Below are 22,689 nucleotides of genomic sequence, written 5' to 3' on the forward strand. Positions count from 1 at the left end.
GGAAAGAGGCGGCCGCCAGTGTAGCGCGGCGGCCGCCCGGCCGGCTCAGCGCGCCGGGGTATCGACCGCGCGCCGGCCCAGCGCCGGGTCGTCGGTGAAGAAGCCGTCGATGCCGGCCGCGACGAAGGCCTGCACCTCGCGTTCCATGCCGGCCGGGCTGCGCGTGGCGTCGTCGCCGCCGCTCTGCAGCGCCTTGGGCAGGAAGCTGTTTTCCGGTCGGAAGGTGTACGGATGCACGAACAGTCCGGCGGCATGGGCCTGCTGCACCACCGCGGTCGGCGCGCCCAGGGCACCCTGCGCATCGCGCGGCACCACGCTGCTTTTCTCCGGGCCGATGCCGTCGGCGTAGGCCGCGATTTCGCGCAGGCCGGTCGTGCCCAGCATGTCGCCATAGGTGCGGCCGTCGCCGGCCAGCTTCCAGTCGGCCGGGCCCTTGCGCGGGTTGCCGATCAGCTGGACCAGCCTGACGTTGGGCAAGCCGTTGCCCAGCGTGCGCCGCAGCGCGCGCAGGCTGCCGCTCTCGAAACACTGGATGAATACCGGCGCATTGCGCAGGTAGGGCTGCGCCCGCAGCGCCGCGGCGAGCTTGTCCTCGAGCGGCAGGCCGATGCCGCGGAAGTAGCTGGGGTGCTTCAGTTCGGCATAGATGCCGACGGGTTTGCCGGTGCGCAGCGCGGCCTGCTCGGCCAGCCGCACGATCTCGTCGAAGGACGGCACCTCGAACTGGTCGTTCAGGCGCGCATTGGCCGGGCGCAGGCGCGGGATGCGCTCGCGCGCGCGCAGTGTCTTCAGTTCGGCCAGCGTAAAGTCCTCGGTGAACCAGCCGGTCAGGCGCTCGCCGTCGATCACCTTGGTGCGCTTGCGCTCGGCGAACTGCGGCAGTTCGGCCACGTTGGTGGTGCCGGTGATGTCGTTCTCGTGGCGCGCCACCAGCACGCCGTCGCGCGTCATGACGAGGTCGGGCTCGATCGCGTCGGCGCCGTCCTCGATCGCCTTGGCGTAGGCGGCCAGCGTATGCTCGGGACGAAGCGCGCTGGCACCGCGGTGCGCGATCACCAGCGGCTTGGACGGCGGCGCCGTCACCGCGGCCGGAGCACTCGCGGCGGGCGCCGGCGCCGGCGCAGCCGGCGCTGCGGCGCGCTTGGGGCGCGGCGCGGTGGCGCAGCCGGCAACCAGCGCCGCGCATGCCGCGGCGGCAACGGTCGGCAACAGCCAGCGGCGGCAGGCGGCAACAACACGGGCGAGGCTGGCGCGCGGGCGCGGCACTCGGGACTGGCTAGGCATGCAGCGTTCCTGTGGTGGGACCAAGCCCCGATTGTAAAAGACGCGCAAGCGCGTATGCGGCGGCGGCAGCGCGAACGCTGCTCAGCCGACCAGGCGGCCGCGCCGCACGCGCATGCCCTTGCGCACCAGGTCCGGCGCCAGGCCGGCCAGCGTGCCCAGGGTATCGCCGCCGTTGGCATGGCAGATCGCCACGCCCAGCGCATCGGCCGCATCGCTGCCGGGCTGGCCGGGCAGCATCAGCAGCCGCGTCACCATTTCCTGCACCTGCGCCTTGTTGGCGCGGCCATAGCCGACCACCGCCACCTTGAGTTGCAGCGCGGTGTATTCGAACACCGGCAGGCCATAGCCGACCAGCCCGCAGATCGCCGCGCCGCGGGCCTGGCCGAGCAGCAGTGTGGACTGCGGGTTGACGTTGACGAAGACCTTCTCGATCGCCGCGCAGTCGGGCGCATAGGTCCGCGACACCTCGCTGATGCCGTCGTACAGCGTCTTCAGCCGCTCCGGCAGGTTGGCATTGCCGTCGCTCTTGATCGTGCCCGAGGCGATGTAGGCAAGCTTGTTGCCCTGCTTCTCGATCACGCCGAAGCCGGTGGTGCGCAGGCCGGGGTCGATGCCTAGGATTCGCATGGGGATGGGGTAGGGAGGACGCCGACTAGTGTATTGCTTTTTGCGCGGAGGGTTGCGCAAGGCGTGGCATCAAAGGAGGGAAATGCAGGAAATGCAGGAGATGCCCGTTGGCGTTTACACGACCTTTTGCGTGCTCCCTCTCCCGCGTGCGGGAGAGGGTTGGGGTGAGGGCGGGAGTGTCCACGAAGTACGGCCAGTGGCATGCCAGCGCCTGCCCTCTCCCCCGGCCCCTCTCCCGCAGGCGGGAGAGGGGAGCAACCCGATGGGATCGGGAGTGCTTAATGCCGGAAATGCCGCGTGCCCGTCAGCACCATCGCGATGCCGCGCTCGTCGGCGGCGGCAATCACTTCGTCGTCGCGCACCGAGCCGCCCGGCTGGATCACGCAGGTCGCGCCGGCATCGACCACCACGTCGAGGCCGTCGCGGAACGGGAAGAACGCGTCCGATGCCACCGCCGAGCCGGCCAGGGTCAGGCCGGCGTTCTGCGCCTTGATGCTGGCGATGCGGGCCGAATCGACGCGGCTCATCTGGCCGGCGCCTACGCCCAGCGTCATGCCGCCGCCGCAGAACACGATGGCGTTGGACTTGACGAACTTGGCCACGCGCCAGGCGAACATCAGGTCGTCCATTTCCTTCGGCGTGGGGTGGCGGCGCGTCACCACGCGCAGCTCGGACGGTTGCACGTTCTTGGCGTCGGGGCTCTGCACCAGCAGGCCGCCGCCGACGCGCTTGAAGTCGAACTGGTTGATGCCCTTGCCCAGCGGAATCTCCAGCAGGCGCACGTTCTGCTTGGCCGCGAACACCGCGCGCGCGGCGGCGCTGAACGACGGCGCGATCAGCACTTCGACGAACTGCTTGGCCACGGCCTGGGCGGCGGCTTCGTCCAGCTCGACGTTGAAGGCGATGATGCCGCCGAAGGCCGAGGTCGAGTCGGTCTTGAAGGCCTTGTCATACGCTTCGAGCGCGCTGGCGCCCAGCGCCACGCCGCACGGGTTGGCGTGCTTGATGATGACGCAGGCAGCCCCGCTGGCGGCGTCGAACGACTTCACGCACTCCCACGCGGCATCGGCGTCGGCGATGTTGTTGTACGACAGCTCCTTGCCCTGCAGCTGCACGTAGTTGGCCAGCGCGCCGTCGACCGCCTTCAGGTCGCGGTAGAACGCCGCCGACTGGTGCGGGTTCTCGCCGTAGCGCATTTCCTGCACCTTGTCGAAGGCCAGGTTCAGCGTTTGCGGGTAGGCGCTGCGACCTTGGTGCGACTTGTCGGCACCCAGGCTGGTCAGGTAGTTGGTGATGGCGCCATCGTACTGCGCGGTGTGCGCGAACACCTTGGTGGCGAGGCGGAAGTTGGTGTCGTAGCCGACGCTGTTGCCGTTGGCGCGCATTTCATCGAGCACCACGGCGTAGTCGCCCGGGTCGACGATCACGGTCACGTCGCGATGGTTCTTGGCCGCCGAGCGCAGCATGGTCGGGCCGCCGATGTCGATGTTCTCGATCGCGTCCGGCAGCGTGCAGTCATCCTTGGCCACGGTCTGCTGGAACGGATACAGGTTCACCACCAGCAGGTCGATGGTGGGAATATTGTGTTCGGCCAGCGCGGCCATGTGCTCGGGCAGGTCGCGGCGCGCCAGGATGCCGCCGTGGACCTTGGGGTGCAGCGTCTTGACGCGGCCGTCGAGCATTTCCGGGAAGCCGGTGTAGTCGGCCACCTCCGTTACGGGCAGGCCGCTGTCGGCCAGCAGCTTGGCGGTGCCGCCGGTGGAAAGCAGCGTGACGCCGAGCGCGTTCAGTTCGCGCGCGAATTCGACGATGCCGGTCTTGTCGGAAACGGAGAGTAGGGCTTGCTTGATCATGGCAGTGGGAAACGCTTCAAATTCAAAGTAAACCGTGCTGCTGCAGTTTCTTGCGCAGCGTATTGCGATTGATGCCCAGGTAGGCGGCCGCCAGCGACTGGTTGCGCTCGGCGCGCACCATCACGGCTTCCAGCAGCGGCCGTTCGACCGCCTCGAGCACCATGTTGTACATGTTCGACGGCTCTTCGCCGTCCAGGTCGCGAAAGTACGTATCCAGGCTTTCCCGGATGCACTGGTCGATAGCGTTGCGGCTCATGCGGCAAGCAACTCCCCGTTTTTGTTGTTGTTCGCTTCGTCTTTGTCTTGCGCCGCGTCGTCGACATACACCAGCCGGTCGGAAATCTGCGCCTGCTCGTCGAAGAACGCATTGACCGCCGCCAGCTGCTCGGCGGTGCTTTCCAGCGTGTTCATGCGGTGGCGGAACAGGTTGGCGCCGCGCAGCCCGCGCGTGTACCAGGCAATGTGCTTGCGCGCGGTGCGCACGCCGGTGAACTCGCCGTAAAAGGCGTAGTGGTCTTCCAGGTGCGCGTTCATGATGGCGCGGATCTCGGCCACTTCCGGCGACGGCAGCATCTCGCCGGTCTTCAGGAAGTGCTCGATCTCGCGGAACAGCCAGGGCCGGCCCTGCGCCGCGCGGCCGATCATGAGCGCGTCGGCGCCGGTCAGCGCCAGCACCTCCCTGGCTTTCTGCGGCGTGGTGATGTCGCCGTTGGCGACCACCGGGATCGACAGCTCCGCCTTGACCGCGGCAATGGTCTCGTACTCGGCGTCGCCGTGGTACAGGTCGGCGCGGGTGCGGCCGTGGATGGTCAGCATGCTGATGCCGGCGTCCGCGACCATGCGCGCGATGCGCAGCGCATTGCGGTTTTCGCGGTTCCAGCCGGTGCGGATCTTCAGCGTCACCGGCACGCGCTCGCCGACCGCGGCGACCACCGCCTCGACGATGCGCACCACCAGCGGCTCGTTCTGCAGCAGGGCCGAGCCGGCGGCGACGTTGCACACCTTCTTGGCCGGGCAGCCCATGTTGATGTCGATGATCTGCGCGCCACGGTCGACGTTGTAGCGCGCGGCCTCGGCCATCATCGCCGGCTCGGCGCCGGCGATCTGCACCGCGATCGGTTCGACCTCGCCGGCGTGGTTGGCGCGGCGCATGGTCTTCTCGCTCTTCCACAATTGGGCGTTGGACGCGACCATTTCCGACACCGCGTAGCCCGCGCCCAGCTGCTTGCACAGCTGGCGGAAGGGCCGGTCCGTCACGCCCGCCATCGGGGCGACAAACAGGTTGTTGCGGAGTTGGTGAGGTCCGATCTGCACGGCAGTGGTGGCGGTTGTGGCGTGAAGCGGCCGTTCTGGTGGCCCGTCCCGGCTACCCCGGCTGTGCTGCACGCCATGCGCGCGACGGACCGGGACAGCCTGCCCTGAGGCCGGAGGGAAACAGAGACGAAACGGAAAAACATGCCCCTGCCGAAACTGCTGCCGGCGGTGGATCGGGACATGTGCGAGGGCAGGATTCTACCGCCAATCGGTCGCTGTTGCCCAAGATTTGAGCATCCACGGCGCATGGCGGCGATGACTGTGGCGCCGTGCCGCAACGCCAGTGGCGCAAGCGCCACTGGCAGCGGCCGGCCGGCGCCTTAGCGGCGCATGCCGAACATCATGTGGCGCGCCAGCGCATGCCGCAGCGGCGGCAGGCATGCCAGCGCCGCCAGCGACGCGCCGCGGGCATGGGCCGCGAGCGGGTAGGCCACGCCGAACACGCGCGGCAGCAGGTCGGTCACGCCGATGGTGACGGCGCGGTCGAGGCGATGGCGGCCGGCAAACGCCTGCAGCGCTCGCGGGCTGCAGGCGCCGCGCAGCGAGTCAGCCAGCGCAAAGGCATCGCGCAGGCCCAGGTTCAGCCCCTGTCCGGCCACCGGATGCAGCGTCTGCGCGGCATTGCCGACCGCGACCACGCGCCCGTTGACCGTGACCGGCGCGGCGTTCAGCCCCAGCGGGAAGGCATGGCGCTTGCCCGCGAGCGTGAACTGGCCCATGCGGTCGCCGAAGGCGTGGTCCAGCTCGGCGGCAAACTGCGCGTCCGGCAGCGCGAGGCGGCGCGCGGCCTGTTCCGGCGGGCAGCACCACACCAGCGCGTAGCCGGGGGTGCCGTGCTCCTCGTGCGGCAGCAGCGCCAGCGGGCCTTCCTCGGTAAAGCGCTCCCAGGCCCAGCCGGGCTGCGGGCGCGAGCAGGTGACATGGGCAATCACCGCGGTCTGGCGGTAGTCGCGCGTGCGCGCGCCGCGGCCCTGGTGCGCGGCCTGTTCATGGAACAGCCCGCCCTCGGCCTGCACCGCCACGCGTGCGGCAAACCGTGCCGCCTGGCCGTCGTGGCCCGTCCCTTTCAGATGCACGATGCCGGTGTCCGCCACGTCGGCGGCGCGCGGCACGGGATCCTGCTCGATCCGCTCGATGCGGGTTTCGAAAATCCGCCGCAGCTGGCCTTCGCCGGCTGCGTGCGCGGCCTGCGCCAGCGCCCGCTCGAGCACGTTGCACAGCTCGCCGTAGCGCACCACGTAGCCGAGCGCGGGCACGCCGTAGTCGTCATGGTGCAGGCGGACATGGCCGAAGCGGCCGCGCTGCGACACATGGATATGCTCGATCGGGCTGCCCGGCACCGGCCATGCGCCGATCTGCTCCAGCAGCTGGCGGCTGCCATGCGACAGCGCGATCGCGCGCGGGTCGCGCGCCGCGCGCGCCGGCGTGGCGGCGTCGACCAGAACTACGCGCCATCCGGTGGTGCGCAACAGCTGGCAGGCCAGCGCCAGCCCGACCGGGCCGCCGCCGACGATGGCGATATCGGCCGGGCCGTTGAAATCAGGCTGCGGGGCCGCCATGGTCACTGTCTCCTGCCTGGTCTGCGTCGGTTCCGGGCTGGGCTTCGGTGCCGCGCTTCCAGCAGATCGCGTCCGAGCGCGACTTGCCGGCCGCGGCGTCGCGCAGTGCGTTGTCGAGCTTTTGCTGGTTGAAGCCCGGCAGCGCGCGCAGCTGCAGCAGCAGCGCGGCCTGGTTGGCGGCATCGAACGGCACCACGCAGCCCTGGCCCGAGTCCGGCGCGCCGATCAGGATCAGCCAGGCCCTGCCGGCCCACGGCGCGCGGTCGGAGACCCGCACCACCACGCGCTCGAGCACGTTCCAGGCGAGCTCCTCGCGCTGGCCGTCGGGACGGTGCACCACCACGCGGTCGTCGTACAGGTTGACGATGAACGGTTCGGACGGATCGGGTCGCCGGGCACTGCCGGCCTGGTCGCGGGCGCCGCCCTGGCCCGGCAGGATCCTGCGCAGCCAACTGATCATCGCTCGCCTCCGGCGGGGGCGCGGTCGCGCATCAGCGCTTCGATCTCGTCGGCCAGTACCGGAACGCCGCGCGTGATCAGCTCGCAGTCGCCCTCGGTGACCACGGCGTCGTCCTCGATGCGGATGCCGATATGCCAGTAGCGCTCGGGCACGTCCTCGGCCGGGCGCACGTAGATGCCGGGCTCGATGGTCAGCACCATGCCGGGCTGCAGCGGCCGCCACGGCCGCTCGCCCTCGCCGCTGTGGCCGGCGACGCGGTACTCGCCCACGTCATGGACGTCCATGCCCAGCCAGTGGCCGGTGCGGTGCATGTAGAAGCGGCGGTAGCTGCCGCTGGCCAGCACGTCGTCGAGCGTGCCTTCCTTGTTGCGGTCGAGCAGGCCGGTGTCGAGCATGCCCTGGGCCAGCACGCGCACGGCGGCGTCATGCGGCACGTTGTAGGGCACGCCGGCGCGCGTTTCGGCGATGGCGGCCTGCTGCGCGGCCACCACCAGGTCATACAGCTCGCGCTGCGCCGGCGAGAAGCGGCCCGAGACCGGGAAGGTGCGGGTGATGTCGGAAGCGTAGCCATCCAGCTCGCAGCCGGCGTCGATCAGGCACAGGTCGCCGTCCTTCAGCTCGGCCGGGCCGGCGCGGTAGTGCAGCACGCAGGCGTTGGGGCCGGTGGCGACGATCGAGTTGTAGGCCACGCTCTGCGCGCCATGGCGGCGGAATTCATAGAGCAGCTCGGCCTCGAGGTGGTATTCGCGCAGGCCGGCGCGGCTGGCCTGCATCGCGCGCACATGGGCGCCGGCGGAAATCGCCGCGGCGCGGCGCATGATGGCCAGCTCGCCTGCATCCTTGAACAGCCGCATTTCATCCAGCAGCGTGCGGATGTCGAGCGCCACCGACGGCGCGGCCACGCCGGCGCGGCCCTGCATGCGCACCGCGTCGAGCCAGCGGCGCATCTGCATGTCGGTGCGGATCGAATCGGCCAGCGGGTAGGCTACCTGCGCGCGATTGGCCAGCAGTGGCGGCAGCGTGGCGTCGATCTCTTCGACCGAATGCGCTTCGTCGAAGCCGAACGCGGCACGCGCGCCTTCCGGGCCGAAGCGGAAGCCGTCCCAGATCTCGCGCTCTTCATGCTTGGGGCGGCAGAACAGGATGCTGCGGTCGGCCTCGGCCGGCTCGCCGGGCGCGCCGGCCACCAGCACCAGCGCGGCTTCGGGCTCGGTGAAGCCGCTCAGGTAATAGAAGTAGCTGTCGTGCCGGTACGGATAGTCGCTGTCGCGGTTGCGCATGGCTTCCGGCGCCGTGGGCAGGATCGCCACGCCGCCGCCGCCGGCGCGCAGGTGCTGCAGCACCCGGGCGCGGCGTTCGCGGCAGGCGGCGAGGAGGGCGGTGTCAGGTGCGGACATGGTCAGGCCTGGAGAAGAAGGATCAGGCCGATTCTACCGCCGCTGGCGGCGCCGCTGCGCCAGTGGCGCCAAAGTCGCGCGCGCTAGCGCCCCGGTGCGGCCGACAGCATCGCGTCCAGCTCGGCCAGCTGTGCCGGCGTGCCGACGTTCTCCCAGCGCCCATCGAAGCGCTCGCCGGTGGCGGTGCCGGCGGCGATGCCGGCATGGTAGATCGGCGTCATGGCCACCCGCGTGCCCGGCACGATATCGGTAAACAGGCGGGTGTCGTACAGCCCGATATTGCCGAAGGTCAGGCGCGCGCCGCTGGCCGGCTCGGCCTCGAGCGAGAGCCGGCCGTGATCGTCCAGCGCGAAGTCCCCGCGCGGATGGAACGGCGGGTTCGGCACCATCACCAGGTGCATGTGCGGCGCGGCCGCGCCCGCCAGCGCCTGCGCGCGCGGCAGCAGCGCGCGGAAATCGTAGTCGCAGAAGATGTCGCCGGACACCGCCAGGAAGATCTCGCCGCGGACCGGGTCGTGCGACAGCAGCGGCAGGGCCTTGGCGATGCCGCCGGCGGTTTCCAGCGCCTCGCCCTCGGCCGAGTAGGCGATGCGCACGCCGAAGCGGCTGCCATCGCCCAGCGCCGCCTCGATCTGCGCGCCCAGCCAGGCGTGGTTGATGACGATGTCGCGCAACCCGGCGCGCGCCAGCGCTTCGATCTTCCAGACGATCAGCGGCTTGCCGCCCACCGCCAGCAGCGGCTTGGGGCAGGCATCGGTCAGCGGACGCATGCGGTCGCCGCGGCCGGCGGCAAAAATCATCACCTTCATCGGAACAGGGCCTCCAGGGCAAGCAGCGTGGCCATGCCGCCGGCGATGGTCCAGCCCACGCTGCGGGTACGTGCGGCAATCAGGATGGCGACCACGCCGGCCACCAGCCTGGCGTTGGTCGGGGTCAGGGCGAGCTCGCCCTGGTGCATCAGCAGGTCGGGCGCGATCAGCGCCGACAGCATCGCGGCCGGCACGAACTGCAGCGCGGTGCGAAACCACGACGGCAGCCGCACCCGGCCTTCGACGGCAATGAACGACAGGCGGATCAGGAAGGTGGCCAGGCCCGCGGCCAGGAACACCCACAGCAGCGTCAGCGCGCTCATGCGGCCTCCTTGCCGGCGGTGCTGGCAGTGTCGGCATCGGCGGCGTGGCTGGCGGCACGAGGACCGGCGCGGTTGCCGCGTCCCAGCACCAGCATGCCGACGGCAATGCCGCCCAGCGCCGCCACCATCAGGCCGAGCTTGTGCGGCAGGCTGTAGCAGGCCACCGCCAGCGCACTGGCCGCCAGCGCCGCGGCGACATGCGAGCGGTGCCTGAGGCCCGGCACGATGATGCCGATAAAGGTCAGCGGCAGGAAGAAATCCAGCGGCCAGTGGCGCGGCACCTGGGCGCCGACCAGCACGCCGGCCAGCGTCGACAGCTGCCAGCTGGCCCACAGCGCGAAGCCGCCGCCAAAGTAATACCAGTGGCGATGGCGGGCGCGCGGGCCGGTGTCGCCCAGCCGGTGCGTCATCGCGGCAAAGGCCTCGTCGGTCAGCAGGTAGGCGATCAGCGCCTTCCAGCGCCGCGGCAGGTGTGCCAGGGTCGGGGCGATGGTGGCGGAATACAGCGCGTGGCGCAGGTTGACCATCGCCACCGTCAGCGTGACCACCACTGCCGGGGTGCCGGCGGTCCACAGCTGGGTCAGGATCATCTGCGAGGCGCCGCCGAACACGATCGCGCTCATGGCGCAGGCCAGCCACGCGGGCATGCCGGCGCCGACCGCCAGCACGCCGTAGATCAGCCCGAACGGCACCACGCCCAGCAGCATCGGCGCGAGCGCGCGCGCCCCGGCCAGCCATTCGCCGGCGGCGGTGATGGCGGGTGCAGGGCGCTGGTCCGGACCTGAATCGTCGGCGCGCATGGCGTCAGAACGTATAGCCGGCCGGGCTGGCCACGCCTTCGAGCGCGTCCAGCAGGCGGATCAGCTTGCGCAGTTCGGTATAGCGCCCGGCCACCTGGCGCGTGTACTTCATCACCAGCGGCAGGTTGGCCAGGTAGCCGTCCTTGCCGTCGCGGTGGTACAGGCGGGCGAAGATCCCCAGCACCTTGAGATGGCGCTGCAGCCCCATCCACTCGAAGTCGCGGTAGAACTCGCCGAAGTCGGGGTTGACCGGCAGCGCGGCCTTGCGCGCGCGTTCCCAGTAGCGGATCAGCCAGTCGAGCTGCTGCTCTTCGTCCCATTCGATATAGGCATCGCGCCACAGCGACACCGCATCGTAGGTGATCGGCCCGGTCACCGCGTCCTGGAAATCAAGCACGCCCGGGTTGGCGGTGCCCTCGAGCACCATCAGGTTGCGCGAGTGGAAATCGCGGTGCACATAGACCTGGGGCTGGGCGAGGTTGTTGGCAAGCAGCGCCTCCGTCACTTCGTGCCAGTCGGCCTGCTGGGCCTCGGACAGCGTGGCGCCGAGGTGCCTGGCCACGTACCACTGCGGGAACAGGTCGAGTTCGCGCTGCAGCAGCGCGCGGTCGTAGGCGGGCAGCTCGCCGGGGCGCGTGGCCGCCTGGATCCGGACCAGCGCGGCGGCGGCGTCGGTGTAGAGGCCGTGCGCGGAGGAATCGTCCAGCTTCGACAGGTAGGTCTGGCTGCCAAGGTCTGCCAGCAGCAGGAAGCCCTGTTCCAGGTCCTGCGCCAGCACCGTCGGCACGGTCACGCCGGCGGCGCCGAACAGCCCGCAGACATGGATGAACGGGCGGCAGTCCTCGTGCGCCGGCGGGGCGTCCATCACGATCGCGGTGGGATGCGCGCGATGGCCGGTTCGGACGCGGAAATAGCGCCGGAAGCTGGCATCGGCCGAGGCCGGGACGCAGGAATCGGGATCGGCGGACCATGCCGGTCCAAGTCCGGCCACCCAGGCCTTGAGCTGGTCCAGGCGCGGGTCGTGAGGAAGAGCTGCCATACAGGTACTTGTCGGAGGCACGTGTGGGGATGGGGCGCGGGGGCGGAACGAAAGTGAAAGCCGCCCTCGATGACGCCGGAAATGAAACCGAAAGTAAGCGGCAAGAGCACCCCGGGTTGCCCCGTATAATACCCGACCAGACCGGGGCGCCGGTGGCCTCCGGGAGGGGCCGCGTTGCCCCGCAGCCTGCCCCGGCGGGGGCCTGGCGGCCTGCAGGCGAGCCGCTGCCCGTGCCGAGACTGACCACCCGTGCGAATGACCGAATCACAACGATCACCGAACAACAGGGCCTTGCCTTCGCCTGCCTTCCCCAGCGCCCCGGCCCGTGCCAGGCGCGCCGGGGGCCTGCACGCAGGCGCGCTGCGCCCGCTGGTGCTGGCCATGGCCGGCCTGTCGGCCGGCGCCCATGGGCAGATCACCGGCTCGGCGATCCCCGACCTCGACCAGGTCGAGCCGGTGTTCGAAGCCGCGCCGCCGGCGCCGCCGCTGCCGGTGGAGTCCGGCGAGCTGGTGCCGCGCCTGGCCGAGCCGTCCGCCAGGGGCGAGTCCGATCCCGACGCCCCCACCTTCATCGAAGCCGACCGCATGACCGGCTACAGCGAGCGCGGCGTCGAACTCGAAGGCCATGCCGAATTGCGCCGCGACGGCGGCGTGATCAAGGGCGACAAGCTGACCTACGACCAGGACACCGACGAGGCTTTCGCCCAGGGCAATGTGCGCATGTCGCGCGGCGGCGCGCTGGCGGTGGGCCCGGAAGCGCGGCTCAAGGTCGAGGCCAACGAAGGCTACATGCTGTCGCCGGATTACTACTTCCAGCAGACCGGCGGCACCGGCAAGGCCGAGCGCATCGACTTCCTCGACCAGAACCGCAGCACGGCCCGGCAGGCGTCGTACACCACCTGTTCGCCCGACAATGCCGACTGGTATTTCAGCGCCAACCGGATCGACCTGGACAGCGACCGCCAGGTGGGCGTGGCCTACGGCGGCGTGCTGAACTTCTTCGGCGTGCCGGTCGCGGCCGCGCCCGCGTTCAGCTTCCCGCTGAACGACGACCGCCGCAGCGGCTTCCTGCCGCCGCTGATGGGCTACAGCTCGAAGTCGGGTTTCGACCTGACCGCGCCGTACTACGTCAATATCGCGCCCAACCGCGACCTGACCATCTATCCGCGGCTGATGACCGAGCGCGGCCTGCAGCTCGGCGGCGAATACCGCTACCTGAGCGAGACCTACTCCGGGCGCGTGCGCGCCGAGTTCCTGCCGGACGACAGGAAGACCAACTCGAACCGCTGGGCCTATTCGCTGCAGCATACCCAGCGGCTGGCGCCGGGGCTGGCCGCGTACCTGAACCTGAACCGGGTTTCCGACGACCGCTACCCGGACGACTTCAACCGCAGCGTGTCGCAATCGACGCTGCGGCAGTACACGCAGGAGGGCGGCGTCACCTACAACTGGCAGGACTTCACCCTGCTGGCGCGGGTGCAGAAGTTCCAGACGCTGCGCCCCAGCGAGCCGTCGTACGAGCGCGTGCCGCAGTTGAACGGCAAGTACATCCGCTATGACCTGGGCGGCTTCGACGTGCAGATGGAAGCTGACTACACCCGCTTCCGCATCCCGCTGACGTCCACCGGCTTCCAGCAGCCGCAGGGCGAGCGCATGTATTTCCAGCCCAGCATCAGTTACCCGATCGTGCGCGCCGGCTGGTACGTAACGCCCAAGGTGTCGTTCAACGCGGCGCAGTACCAGATGGAAGCGGCCACCAACACGCCGACCGCGCAGAACAATTTGTCGCGCGCGATCCCGACCGTCAGCCTGGATTCGGGCATGACCTTCGAGCGCGACGCGCCGACCATCAGCCGCCTGTTCGGGGTCAACTACGTGCAGACGCTCGAGCCGCGCCTGTTCTATGTCTACACGCCGTTCCGCGACCAGAGCCAGTTCCCGCTGTTCGACACGGTGCAGTCCGACTTCGGCTACGGGCAGATCTTCAGCGAAAACCCGTTCACCGGCTATGACCGCATCGCCGACAACAACAAGCTGACCGGCGGCGTGACCACGCGCCTGATCGAGTCCGATACCGGCATCGAGCGCTTCCGCGGCACCATTGCGCAGCGCTATGACTTCACCGGGCAGCGCGTGCAGCTCAACGGCACGCTGGCCGATCCCAAGTCGGGCTCGTCGGACCTGCTGGCCGCTACCACCATCCAGCTGTTCCGCGGCTACTATCTGGATGCGGGGGTGCAGTACAACCCCGATTCGGACCGGGTCAACTACGGCAACGTGGCGTTCACGTACCGCCCGGAGTCGCGCAAGGTGTTCAACGCCGGCTACCGCTACCGCCGGCCGACCTCGGTGACCGACAACACCGCGATCGACCAGTTCGAGCTGTCGAGCCAGTGGCCGATCACGCGCCGTGCCTACGGCATTGCGCGCTTCGCCTTCGACCTGACCGCCAGCCAGATGGTCGATGCGCTGGCCGGCGTCGAGTACGCGGCGGACTGCTGGGTCGGCCGCGTGGTCTACCAGCGTTTCCGCAACACCACCCAGGGCTACACCGGGCGGGTCTTCCTGCAGGTGGAGTTCCGTGGCCTTTCCAAGATCGGGTCCAACCCGTTGAACATCCTGCGCCTGAACGTGCCGGGCTACGAGCCGGTTTCGGCCAAGCCGGTGCCGACGACCCAGTTCGATCACTATGAATGACGGATTACGATGAAACGTCAAGAATTCGCCGTGTTTTCCTTTTTGCTGACGTCCTGGCACCGGCTGCTGCTGCCGGCCGTGCTGGCCGCGATGGCGGTGCCCGCCGCCGCGCAACTGAAGGCGCCCGGAACGCCGCGCACCAGCGGCATCTTCGTGCCGCAGGCGTCCGACGTCACCGCGCCGTCCAGCCAGCCCAAGCTCGGCGTGCCCCAGGCCGGCGGCCAGAAGCGCTCGCAGCTGATCGACGAAGTGGTGGCGGTGGTCAACAACAGCGTGATCACGCGGCGCGAACTGCTTGACCGCGCCGACGAGATCGAGAGCCAGCTGCGTGCCGGCGGCCGTCCGGTGCCGGCGCGCGCCGACCTGCTCGGCGAGGTGCTCGAGCGCCTGGTGATGGAGCGCGTGCAGACCCAGGCCGCGCAGGACGCCGGCATCCGCGTGACCGACCAGGAAGTCGACCGCGCCATCGAATCCGTGGCGCAGCAGAACCAGATGAACGCGGCCGAGCTGCGCCGCCGGGTCGAGGGCAGCGGCATGACCTGGACCAAGTACCGCGACGAGCTGCGCAAGCAGGTGCAGGTGATCCGCCTGCGCGAGCGCGAAGTCGATTCCAAGGTGCAGGTCTACGACGGCGAGATCGACAACTACCTGGCGGCGCGCGGCGGCCAGGGCGCGGCCGGCGGCCCGACCGAATACAACATGGCGCAGATCCTCGTGCGCGTGCCCGAGAATGCCTCGGACGCGCAGAAGCAGGCGCTGCGCGCCAAGGCCGAGGGGCTGCTCAAGCAGGCCCAGGGCGGGGCCGACTTCGCGCAGCTGGCGCAAAGCAGCTCCGAAGGCCCCGAAGCGGCCCAAGGCGGTGCCATGGGCTTCCGCGAAATCGGCCGCCTGCCGGCGCTGTTCGCCAATGCCGTGGTCGACCTGCAGCCCGGCGCGGTGGCGCCGCAGGTGGTCGAGAGCGCCGCCGGCTTCCACGTGATCAAGCTGGTGGCCAAGCGCGCGGCGCCGGCCTCGGGCCCGGCCGCGGCTGGCAAGATCACGCAGACCCAGGTGCGCCACATCCTGATCCGCACCGGCCCCAACATGCCCGAGGCCGAGGCGCGCCGCCAGCTCGGCACGCTGCGCGACCGCATCACCCATGGCGGCGACTTTGCCGACGCCGCCAAGCGCTTCTCGCAGGACGGCTCGGCGCAGAACGGCGGCGACCTGGGGTGGGTGTCGCCGGGCGAGCTGGTGCCCGAGTTCGAGCAGGCCATGAGCCGGCTGCGTCCCAACGAGATCTCCGAGCCCGTGGTCACGCAGTTCGGCGTGCACCTGATCCAGGTGCTGAACCGCCGCGAGACCGAGCTGTCGCCGGAGAAGCAGCGCGACTTCGCCCGTGCCGAAGTGCGCGAACAAAAACTGCGCGCCGCCTATGATGACTGGGTGCGCCAGCTGCGCTCGCAGGCGTACGTGGAATACCGGGTCAACCGGCAGCGCTGAAGCGCCGGCCCCTGATCCGCCTGTCCGCACCAAAGCGCCGACCCGACATGCCCGATCCGCTAGCCCTGGCCATTTCCACCGGTGAACCCGCCGGCATCGGCCCCGATATCACCATCGCGGCGCTGCTGCAGCTGGCGGGCGCCAATCATGGCATCGACGGCGGGGCCTACCGCTTCCATGTACTGGGCGATGCCCGCATGCTGGCCGAGCGGGCCGAGGCGCTGGGCGTCACCCACGCCTGGGAGCGGCGCCTTGCCGACGGCGGCGTGGTGATCGAGGACATCGCGCTGGCGGTGGCGTGCGAGGCCGGGCGGCTCGACGCGCGCAATGGCCGCTATGTGCTGAAGCTGCTCGATGCCGCCATCGGTGGCTGCCGCGCACAGGGTGGCGCCGCGCCGCGCTATGCCGCGATGGTGACGGCGCCGGTGCAGAAAAGCACCATCAACGACGCCGGCGTGCCCTTCACCGGCCATACCGAGTACCTTGCCGAAAGCGCCGGCGTGCCGCGCGTGGTGATGATGCTGGCTGGCCCGCAGCCGGCGCACGACGACGCCATGCTGCGCGTGGCGCTGGCCACCACCCACCTGCCGCTGCGCGCGGTGCCCGATGCTCTGTCGGTGCTGCTGCTGGTGCAGACGCTGGCCATCATCGATGCCGACCTGCGCCGCTGCTTCGGCATCGCGCGGCCGCGCATCCTGGTCACGGGCCTGAACCCGCACGCCGGCGAAAGCGGCCATATGGGCCGCGAAGAAATCGACATCATCACGCCCGCGCTGGCGCAGGCCAAGGATGCCGGCATCGATGCGCGCGGGCCGTTCCCGGCCGACACGCTGTTCCAGCCGCGCCACCTGCGCGATGCCGACTGCGTGCTGGCGATGTACCATGACCAGGGGCTGGCGCCGCTCAAGTACGGCACCTTCGGCCGCGGCGTGAACATCACGCTGGGGCTGCCCTTCATCCGCACGTCGGTGGACCACGGCACCGCGCTCGACCTCGCCGGCACCGGCCAGGCCGAGCACGGCAGCATGATCGAGGCCATCCGCACGGCGGTTATCATGTCTGGCCACGCCAACGGCCGACGGCCCGGCGGCGGTGCCCCGGGCCATACCCCTTCCGGCACGCAGCCGCCTTGCTGACGCCGGACTAATACATCATGCGTTCTAACGTGCACCAGGGCCATGTGGCCCGCAAACGATTCGGGCAGAACTTCCTGGTCGACGACACCATCATCCACGGCATCGTCAATGCCATCAGCCCGCAGGCCGGCGACGTGCTGGTCGAGATCGGGCCGGGCCTGGGCGCGCTGACCGACCCGCTGCTCGAGCGGATTGCGCAGATGCAGGTGGTCGAACTGGACCGCGACCTGGTCGAGCGGCTGCGCCGCCGCTATGGCGACCGCCTGCAGGTCCACGCCGGCGACGCGCTCGACTTCGACTTCGACAAGCTGGCCGTGCCGGGCCGCCCGCTGCGCATCGTCGGCAACCTGCCGTACAACATTTCGAGCCCGCTGCTGTTCCATCTGATGGAGTTTGCCGACCACGTGCACGACCAGCATTTCATGCTGCAGAAAGAGGTGGTGGAACGCATGGTCGCCGAGCCCGGCAGCAAGGCCTTCGGCCGCTTGTCGATCATGCTGCAGGTGCGGTACTACATGGAGCACGTGCTGGACGTGCCGCCGGGCGCCTTCAATCCGCCGCCCAAGGTCGACTCCGCGGTGGTCCGCATGATCCCGTGGCCGCGCCACGGCGACGGCCGGCTGCGTTCGCCGCATGCCGATTGCGACATCACCGTGCTCGGCGACGTGGTCACGGCGGCGTTCTCGCAGCGGCGCAAGGTGCTGCGCAATACGCTGTCGTTCCTGCGCGACCAGGTCGATTTCGAAGCCATGGGCTTCGACCTGGGCCGGCGCGCCGAGGAAGTGCCGGTCGGCGAGTATGTCGAGCTGGCCCGGCGCCTGGGCGACAAGCCTTCGGGCCAGGCCGCCTGAGCGCGGCAGCGTAATTCCCGCATTCCCAAAGCATCCCGATTCTCCCGCGACTATTTCCGTGCAAGACCGTCCCATGACAGCCCAAACCAGCCAAACCAACCGGCGTCCCGTGATCCTGACCGGCGACCGTCCCACCGGCCCGCTGCACCTCGGCCACTTCGTCGGCTCGCTCAAGAGCCGCGTCGCGCTGCAGGATTCGCACGAGCAGTACCTGCTGCTGGCCGACACCCAGGCCATGACCGATAACGCGCACGATCCCGACAAGGTGCGCCGCAACGTGCTGGAGGTGGCGCTGGACTACCTGGCGGTCGGCATCGACCCGGCCAAGACCACCATCACGGTGCAGTCGCACCTGCCCGCGCTGGCCGAGCTGACGCTGATGTACCTGAACTTCGTCACGGTGGCGCGGCTGGAGCGCAACCCGACCATCAAGGAAGAAATCCAGGCGCGCGGCTTTGGCCGCGACATCCCGGCCGGCTTCCTGTGCTATCCGGCCTCGCAGGCGGCCGACATCACCGGCTTCAAGGCCGAGGTGGTGCCGGTGGGCGAGGACCAGGCGCCGCTGATCGAGCAGACCAACGAAATCGTGCGCCGCATCAACCACCAGGTTGGCCGCGACGTGCTGCCCGAGTGCAAGGCGATGATTCCGCAATTCGGCCGCCTGCCCGGCGTCGACGGCAAGGCCAAGATGAGCAAGTCGATGGGCAACGCGATCGCGCTGGGGGCCGCGCCCGAGCAGATCAAGGCCGCGGTGCACAGCATGTACACCGATCCCAACCACCTGCGCGTGGCGGACCCCGGCCAGGTCGAGGGCAACGTGGTGTTCACCTACCTGGATGCGTTCGACCCGAACACCGAGGAAGTCCAGGCGCTGAAGGAACACTACCAGCGCGGCGGGCTCGGCGACATGGTGCTCAAGCGCCGCATCGAGGGCGTGCTGCAGGACATGCTGGCCCCGATCCGCGAGCGCCGCGAAGCGCTGGCCAAGGATCCGGACTATGTCTTCGACATCCTGCGCCAGGGCACCGCGAAGGCGCGCGCGCTGACTCAGCAGACGCTGGAAGAAGTGCGCGACGCGCTGGGCATGTTCTCATTCGAGTCGCGCCGCTAAACCCGGGACGCCGGCTAGGCGGGATGGTTTTGGGTGCTCCCAAGCCGCCCGAACTCGCCTGAGCAAGGTGTTCCCCCTCTCCCCTCATGGGGAGAGGGACCGGGGTGAGGGGTGGGCTAGCAGGGCACTACACAAAGCAAGGCCAACGGGTTTTAACGCAACCCGTCCAGCCCCTCACCCCCGCCGATTCACCAGCACGATCCCCGCCAGCACCAGCACCGCCGCCACCGCGAAGCGCGGGCCCACGGCATCGTGCATCAGCACCACGCCGAAGGCGACCCCGAACAGCGGCGTCAGGAAGGAAAACACCGACAGCCGCGACGCCAGGTAGCGCTGCAGCAGCCAGAACCAGGTCAGGTAGCTGGCAAAGGCGATCAGCACCGACTGGTAGAACAGGCTGGCCAGCACCACGCCGTCGATCTGCACGGTGGCGGTCTGGCCGCCGGCGAGCGCCATGCCCAGCAGCATCACCGCGGACACCGCCAGCTGGTACAGCAGGGTCTTGCTGGCCGGTGCGCCGGCCAGCGGACTGGCGCGCACCACCACGGTGGTGGCCGCCCACAGCGCGCCGGCGAGGATGCCGAGCGCATCGCCCAGCAGCGTGCTGCCCTGAGATGACGGCGCGGCGATGCCATCCGCAAAGGCCAGCGCCATCCCTGCGAACGCGAGCGCCACGCCCAGCCACTGGCCGGGACGCAGCCGTTCGCCAGGCACCACCATATGCAGTCCCAGCGCGGTGAAGATCGGCGCGGTGTACAGGAACACCGCCATGCGCGAGGCCGTGGTGTGCCCCAGGCCGACGAAGATGCAGAAGAACTCCGCCCCGAACAGCAGCCCGGCCAGCAGGCCAGCGTTGAGCGTGCCGTCGCGCCGCCACAGCGGGGTGCCGCGCCACGCCGCGAAGCCGAATACCAGCAGCGCCGCCACCGCCGAGCGCACGCCGGCCTGCAGCACCGCGCCCATCAGCGGCGCGGTCACCTTGATCACCACCTGCTGCAGTCCCCAGGCGGCGCACAGCACCACCATCAGGCCGATGGCGGTGGCGTCGAGCGGCTGGCGCGCGATGCTCTCCGGGCTCACGGCGCCGGCCTTCAGGGACGGCTGGCGTCGCGGGTGGAATGGCGCTCGATCAGCTCGATCTTGTAGCCATCCGGGTCTTCGACGAAGGCGATCACGGTGGTGCCGCCTTTGACCGGACCGGCCTCGCGCGTGACCTTGCCGCCCGCGGCGCGGATGCGGTCGCAGGCGGCCGCGGCATCGTCGGTCTCCAGCGCGATGTGGCCATAGGCCGTGCCGAGGTCGTAGCTGTCGACGCCGTAGTTGTAGGTCAGCTCCAGCACCGCGGTTTCGCTCTCGGGGCCGTAGCCGACGAAGGCGAGGCGGTACTTGTACTCGGGGTTGTCGCTCTGGCGCAGCAGCTGCATGCCGAGCACGCGGGTGTAGAAATCGATGGAGCGCTGCATGTCGCCGACGCGCAGCATGGTGTGGAGGAGTCGCATGGGAGGGGCCTTCAACTGTTATCGGTATGGGAAGGCGCCATTTTAGTGCCTTTGGCCGAAACCCACCGGGGCCAGTCCGGTACCGATAGCGGCCCTCAGAACGTCGGCAGCAGCTCGGGCGGGTGCGCGCGCAATTGCGCGCGGGCGTCGCGGAACTCGGGAAAGATCGACTCCACGGTTTCCCAGAAGCGCGGGCCGTGGTTCATTTCCTTCAGGTGCGCCAGTTCATGCGCGGCGACATAGTCGATCATCGACAGCGGGAAATGCATCAGGCGCCAGTTCAGCCGGATCTTGCCGTCGGCGGTGCAGCTGCCCCAGCGCGTCGCGGCCGAGGTCAGCGCGAAGCCGGTGTGGCGCACGCCCAGCCTGGCGGCATAGAGGTCCAGACGCTCGGCCAGCACGCGCCGCGCCTGCTGCTGCAGCCAGCCCTGCACGCGGTCCTTGATCTGCTGCTCGTCGGCATGGGCCGGCAGCGCCAGGTGCAGCACGCGGCGGTCGGCATCGAACAGCAGCGCGCCGATCGGCGACTCCAGCGTCAGCGTCAGCGGCTGGCCGAGGAAGGGCAGGGCCGCGCCCTCGCGCCACTGCACCGTCGGCAGCACGCGGCGCGCTTCGCGGTGGCGCCACTCGCCCATCTTGTTGAAGATCCAGCGCTGCTTTTCCAGGATCGCTGCCTCGATATCGGCCAGCGTGACCCAGCGCGGCGCGGTGATCGACAGGCCGCGGTCGTCGATGGTGAAGCCGATGGTGCGGCGCGCCGAGCGCTTGAGGGTGTAGTGCAGCGGCCGCTCGCCGATCTGCAGCAGGCGCGCATTGGGCTGCGGCACCGGCCAGGCCGGGGCCTGCTGCGGATGCGGCGAGTCCGGTGCCAGCGGCGCCGCCGGCTGCGGCGGCGCGTGGACGGCCTCCGCCAGCGGCAGCTCCAGCTGCGCGCCGTCGGCCTCCGCGGCGGGTCGCAGCAGCTTCATGCGGCCGACTCGCTGCGCTGCGCGGCCTGGTAGCTGTCCGGGTCGATGCGGCGCATGTCGCGTTCGATCCAGTCGGCCACTTCCTGGTTGAGCTGGTCGGCGGTCTTGTTGGCCGAGGAGATCGGCGGGCCGACCGAAATCGTCACCATGCCGGGATACTTGAGGAACTTGTTGCGCGGCCACACCCGCCCGGAGTTGACCGCCATCGGCAGCACCCAGGCACCGGTTTCCACCGCCAGCCGCGCGCCGCCGCTCTTGTAGCGCGTCTTTTCCAGCCCCGAAGGGGTGCGCGTGCCTTCCGGGAACATGATGATCCAGGCGCCTTCGGCAAGACGCTCGCGGCCCTGGCGCACGGCCGAGGCAAAGGCGCGGGTGCCTTCCTTGCGGTTGATATGGACCATCTTCAGCATGCCCAGCGCCCAGCCGAAGAACGGCACCAGCAGCAGCTCGCGCTTGAACACAAAGCACAGCGGCTTCGGCATCAGCGCGACGTAGGCCACGGTTTCCCAGGCCGACTGGTGCTTGGACAGCAGCACCACCGGCTTGTCCAGCATGCCGTCCATGTGCTCATGGCCTTCGATGCGGTACTGGATGCCACAGATGACGCGGGCGGCGCCGATCACCAGCCGCGGCCAGCCGCGCACGAAGCGGAAGCGCTGGTCGGCATTCATGAACGGGAACACCAGGAAGCAGGCGCAGGCGTAGGGCGGCGTCAGTACCAGCAGGTACAGCGCGAACAACAGGGAACGAAGGAACGTCATGCGGGGGGCGCAAAAAGGGAATGGGTGCGGACGCGTGGGCCGCAGGCTCGGTCAGCCGGCGGCGGCATGCCCGCCCTGGCCGCTGGGGCCGATCGGACCGCTCGGGCCGCTCTGGGCCGGCTGGCGCTGTCCGCCGTCGTTGCCGGTCAGCCAGCGGGCAAAGGCGCGCAGGTCGTCGTGCACCTGCGTGCCGGGCGGCAGCCCTCCCTTGTCGAGCGTTTTCAGGCCCTTGCCGCTGCGCACCAGGTGCGGCGCGCAGCCGACCGCGACGCCGGCTTCGAGGTCGCGCAGCGAATCGCCGACGATCGGCACGCCGCGCAGCTCGATGCCGAAGCGCTCGCTGATCTGTTCCAGCATGCCCGAGCGGGGTTTGCGGCATTCGCAGCCGTCCGCGGCGGTATGGGGGCAGAAGAACACCGCCTCGACGCGCCCGCCCAGCCGCGCCAGCGCCGTGTGCATCTTCTCGTGCATGGCGTTGAGCGCGCTCATCTCGAACAACCCGCGGCCGATGCCGGACTGGTTGCTGGCGATGACCACGCGGTAGCCGGCCTGGTTGAGCGCGGCGATGGCTTCCAGGCTGCCGTCGATCGGCACCCATTCATCGGGGGTCTTGATGAACTGGTCGCTGTCGAGGTTGACTACCCCGTCGCGATCCAGGATGACAAACTTGGGCGGCGTCTGCGGCATGTGCGGCTCCGGCGGTTGCTTGGGGCTTGGCT

22 protein-coding genes are annotated in these 22,689 nt (G+C 69.7%); 5 read left to right on the forward strand and 17 right to left on the reverse strand.

Going from position 1 to position 22,689, the window contains the following annotated elements:
* Positions 1 to 45: 45 nt before the first annotated feature.
* From ACEI37_RS13300 to ACEI37_RS13355, 12 genes are all read right to left on the reverse strand, one after another.
* On the reverse strand, positions 46 to 1,284 hold the full coding sequence (locus ACEI37_RS13300) for a glycerophosphodiester phosphodiesterase (protein WP_373379271.1): 1,239 nt from the start codon (positions 1,282 to 1,284) through the stop codon (positions 46 to 48).
* A gap of 81 nt (positions 1,285 to 1,365) precedes the next feature.
* Positions 1,366 to 1,911 (reverse strand): crossover junction endodeoxyribonuclease RuvC, encoded by a 546-nt coding sequence (gene ruvC / locus ACEI37_RS13305; protein ID WP_012351785.1) that lies wholly within the window; start codon positions 1,909 to 1,911, stop codon positions 1,366 to 1,368.
* A gap of 278 nt (positions 1,912 to 2,189) precedes the next feature.
* Complete coding sequence (gene purH / locus ACEI37_RS13310; RefSeq protein WP_373379272.1) at positions 2,190 to 3,764, reverse strand: bifunctional phosphoribosylaminoimidazolecarboxamide formyltransferase/IMP cyclohydrolase; 1,575 nt, start codon at positions 3,762 to 3,764, stop codon at positions 2,190 to 2,192.
* Positions 3,765 to 3,786: 22 nt separating this feature from the next.
* Complete coding sequence (locus tag ACEI37_RS13315; RefSeq protein WP_010813887.1) at positions 3,787 to 4,020, reverse strand: Fis family transcriptional regulator; 234 nt, start codon at positions 4,018 to 4,020, stop codon at positions 3,787 to 3,789.
* A complete protein-coding gene (gene dusB / locus ACEI37_RS13320; RefSeq protein ID WP_373379273.1) occupies positions 4,017 to 5,078 on the reverse strand; it encodes a tRNA dihydrouridine synthase DusB in 1,062 nt (353 codons plus the stop codon). The genes ACEI37_RS13315 and dusB overlap by 4 nt, the downstream gene beginning before the upstream one ends.
* Before the next feature lie 320 nt (positions 5,079 to 5,398).
* Positions 5,399 to 6,637: a UbiH/UbiF/VisC/COQ6 family ubiquinone biosynthesis hydroxylase gene (locus ACEI37_RS13325; RefSeq protein ID WP_373379274.1), complete on the reverse strand. Its 1,239-nt coding sequence runs from the start codon at positions 6,635 to 6,637 to the stop codon at positions 5,399 to 5,401.
* Positions 6,618 to 7,097, reverse strand: a complete 480-nt coding sequence (locus tag ACEI37_RS13330) for a hypothetical protein (protein WP_373379275.1) — start codon at positions 7,095 to 7,097, stop codon at positions 6,618 to 6,620. The genes ACEI37_RS13325 and ACEI37_RS13330 overlap by 20 nt, the downstream gene beginning before the upstream one ends.
* On the reverse strand, positions 7,094 to 8,494 hold the full coding sequence (locus ACEI37_RS13335; protein WP_373379276.1) for an aminopeptidase P N-terminal domain-containing protein: 1,401 nt from the start codon (positions 8,492 to 8,494) through the stop codon (positions 7,094 to 7,096). Before ACEI37_RS13335 ends, ACEI37_RS13330 begins: the two co-directional genes overlap by 4 nt.
* Positions 8,495 to 8,577: 83 nt before the next feature.
* Positions 8,578 to 9,303, reverse strand: a complete 726-nt coding sequence (gene murU, locus ACEI37_RS13340) for an N-acetylmuramate alpha-1-phosphate uridylyltransferase MurU (RefSeq protein WP_373379277.1) — start codon at positions 9,301 to 9,303, stop codon at positions 8,578 to 8,580.
* Positions 9,300 to 9,626 carry an AzlD domain-containing protein gene (locus ACEI37_RS13345; protein WP_373379278.1) on the reverse strand — a complete coding sequence of 109 codons (327 nt, stop codon included), beginning with the start codon at positions 9,624 to 9,626 and terminating at the stop codon, positions 9,300 to 9,302. Before ACEI37_RS13345 ends, murU begins: the two co-directional genes overlap by 4 nt.
* Positions 9,623 to 10,426, reverse strand: a complete 804-nt coding sequence (locus ACEI37_RS13350) for an AzlC family ABC transporter permease (protein ID WP_373379279.1) — start codon at positions 10,424 to 10,426, stop codon at positions 9,623 to 9,625. Before ACEI37_RS13350 ends, ACEI37_RS13345 begins: the two co-directional genes overlap by 4 nt.
* Positions 10,427 to 10,430: 4 nt before the next feature.
* Complete coding sequence (locus ACEI37_RS13355; protein ID WP_373379281.1) at positions 10,431 to 11,465, reverse strand: aminoglycoside phosphotransferase family protein; 1,035 nt, start codon at positions 11,463 to 11,465, stop codon at positions 10,431 to 10,433.
* Between the two features lie 255 nt (positions 11,466 to 11,720).
* On the opposite strand from ACEI37_RS13355, the gene ACEI37_RS13360 reads away from it, so the two are divergent.
* From ACEI37_RS13360 to trpS, 5 genes are all read left to right on the forward strand, one after another.
* Positions 11,721 to 14,162: an LPS-assembly protein LptD gene (locus tag ACEI37_RS13360; RefSeq protein WP_373379283.1), complete on the forward strand. Its 2,442-nt coding sequence runs from the start codon at positions 11,721 to 11,723 to the stop codon at positions 14,160 to 14,162.
* A 9-nt stretch (positions 14,163 to 14,171) separates the two neighbouring features.
* Positions 14,172 to 15,644, forward strand: coding sequence for a peptidylprolyl isomerase (locus ACEI37_RS13365; protein WP_373379284.1), 1,473 nt, complete (start codon positions 14,172 to 14,174; stop codon positions 15,642 to 15,644).
* 47 nt (positions 15,645 to 15,691) lie between these two features.
* Positions 15,692 to 16,780 (forward strand): 4-hydroxythreonine-4-phosphate dehydrogenase PdxA, encoded by a 1,089-nt coding sequence (pdxA, locus tag ACEI37_RS13370; protein WP_373379285.1) that lies wholly within the window; start codon positions 15,692 to 15,694, stop codon positions 16,778 to 16,780.
* A 17-nt stretch (positions 16,781 to 16,797) separates the two neighbouring features.
* Positions 16,798 to 17,631 (forward strand): 16S rRNA (adenine(1518)-N(6)/adenine(1519)-N(6))-dimethyltransferase RsmA, encoded by an 834-nt coding sequence (gene rsmA, locus ACEI37_RS13375; protein WP_373379286.1) that lies wholly within the window; start codon positions 16,798 to 16,800, stop codon positions 17,629 to 17,631.
* Positions 17,632 to 17,704: 73 nt separating this feature from the next.
* Positions 17,705 to 18,742, forward strand: coding sequence for a tryptophan--tRNA ligase (trpS, locus tag ACEI37_RS13380; protein WP_373379287.1), 1,038 nt, complete (start codon positions 17,705 to 17,707; stop codon positions 18,740 to 18,742).
* Positions 18,743 to 18,916: 174 nt separating this feature from the next.
* Here trpS and ACEI37_RS13385 read toward each other — a convergent pair whose 3' ends face one another.
* The 5 genes from ACEI37_RS13385 to gmhB form a co-directional block, all read right to left on the reverse strand.
* Positions 18,917 to 19,768, reverse strand: a complete 852-nt coding sequence (locus tag ACEI37_RS13385) for a DMT family transporter (RefSeq protein ID WP_062802042.1) — start codon at positions 19,766 to 19,768, stop codon at positions 18,917 to 18,919.
* Positions 19,769 to 19,833: 65 nt separating this feature from the next.
* Positions 19,834 to 20,241 carry a lactoylglutathione lyase gene (gene gloA / locus ACEI37_RS13390; RefSeq protein WP_112773740.1) on the reverse strand — a complete coding sequence of 136 codons (408 nt, stop codon included), beginning with the start codon at positions 20,239 to 20,241 and terminating at the stop codon, positions 19,834 to 19,836.
* 95 nt (positions 20,242 to 20,336) lie between these two features.
* The gene (locus tag ACEI37_RS13395) at positions 20,337 to 21,209 is read right to left on the reverse strand and encodes a M48 family metallopeptidase (protein WP_373379288.1); all 873 of its coding nucleotides are present in this window, start codon (positions 21,207 to 21,209) and stop codon (positions 20,337 to 20,339) included.
* A complete protein-coding gene (locus tag ACEI37_RS13400; RefSeq protein ID WP_373379289.1) occupies positions 21,206 to 21,970 on the reverse strand; it encodes a lysophospholipid acyltransferase family protein in 765 nt (254 codons plus the stop codon). The genes ACEI37_RS13395 and ACEI37_RS13400 overlap by 4 nt, the downstream gene beginning before the upstream one ends.
* Positions 21,971 to 22,021: 51 nt before the next feature.
* The gene (gene gmhB, locus ACEI37_RS13405) at positions 22,022 to 22,657 is read right to left on the reverse strand and encodes a D-glycero-beta-D-manno-heptose 1,7-bisphosphate 7-phosphatase (RefSeq protein WP_373379290.1); all 636 of its coding nucleotides are present in this window, start codon (positions 22,655 to 22,657) and stop codon (positions 22,022 to 22,024) included.
* Positions 22,658 to 22,689: the final 32 nt, after the last annotated feature.

Origin of the sequence: Cupriavidus nantongensis (assembly GCF_041726985.1) — a bacterium.
Lineage (GTDB): Bacteria > Pseudomonadota > Gammaproteobacteria > Burkholderiales > Burkholderiaceae > Cupriavidus > Cupriavidus nantongensis_A.